The organism is Clostridium sp. DJ247 (assembly GCF_014231265.1).
Genome location: NZ_JABAIW010000134.1, coordinates 1 through 1374 on the forward strand (window position 1 = coordinate 1; position 1374 = coordinate 1374).

The 1374-nt window shown below is 34.4% G+C and carries 1 protein-coding gene; it reads right to left on the reverse strand.

Annotated features, from left to right (window positions below):
- Positions 1–1323: RHS repeat domain-containing protein (locus HGI79_RS22395; protein WP_185652878.1), on the reverse strand; the 1323-nt coding region annotated here is incomplete at its 3' end.
- Between the last annotated feature and the right edge of the window lie 51 nt (positions 1324–1374).

Below are 1374 nucleotides of genomic sequence, written 5' to 3' on the forward strand. Positions count from 1 at the left end.
AAACCATTCATGATGTTCTTCTGGTAATCCATGATGAACTTCTCCAAAAGCATCATACCCAGTATAGTCTTTAAAGATTCTTCTCTGCTGATCAGCTCTTGCCTTAGACCCCAACTTAAATCCATTAGCTATATTTTCTCTGAGCTCATCTAATTTAGCTTGTGACATTTTACCGTCTCTAACTTTAGTACGCTGAAGCCTCATGTATTCCTGCCACTCTTCTTTTGTCATCTCTCTATTGTAAATTTTCTTTTCACATTGAGTTGCATATCCAGTAGGATCAAAATAGTTAACTGGATTTGAACCTACATAAGCATATAGATTAAGTCCATCACCTCTATAAACATCCTCCTGTGTAAATCTGCCTACAACAGGATTATAGAACCTAGCTCTCAGATAATATTGGTTAGTTATTGGATCATACTGCTCCCCTGAATACCTGAACCCATTATGAACTTGTTCATTTGCTTCTAAGGTATTGCCGAAGGCATCATATGAGTAAGAATTTACTAAATTTCCAGCAATATCAGCTAAGCCAACAACATCACCATGATAGTTATTTAAATAATAGTAGCTATTATCTTTGCTATCTACTTGAGATACTAATTCAATACCTCTTATACTTGCTGCCTTTAGTCTGTCTTCTCCATCAAGTTCTGTTACTGCACTACCTCTATCAAATACAAACTTACTAACTACACCATTTTCATCTATTTCACTTCTTAATCCTTCTGAATTATAGAAGTTTTTGATGTAGCTGCCATCTTGTTTTTGAACACTAGTTGTGCGATTAAAGCAATCATAGGCGTACTTTGTAGTGTCTTGCTTAGTTGTTTCTGATCTAAGATTCCCTTGATTATCATACTTGAAATTTGTTAAATCTTCACCTACAGCTAGTGATGTTAGCCTATTTCTACTATCGTAAGTATAATTTGTTATTTGAGGACTCATTGCTTGGGAACTTGCTGGTGAATCTAAAGTCCTCTTTACACGGTTACCTGCCTTATCATAGCCGAAGGCTTCTATTGCTCCACCTGGATAAGCTACTTTCTCCAGTCTATTTAAACTATCATAAGCGTAGCTTGTTATGTTACCAGATTCGTCTTTTCTTACTTGGTTACCATTATTATCATAGAAGTACCTATGATTTAAAAGCTCCTTGCCTTCTTTTGTTTTAGCAAGTATCCCTGATATATTTTTGTCTACATCATGATTGTATTGTATATTTATACCATTGCTATATTTTATTGTTGCTATGGTGCTGTCAGGGTTATAAGTATAAGAAGCTGCCTTATTATTGCCATCCCATACTTCTTTTAACATTCCAATTATATCATAATTATAACTTATTTTTCTACCAGTTATATCCTTTAA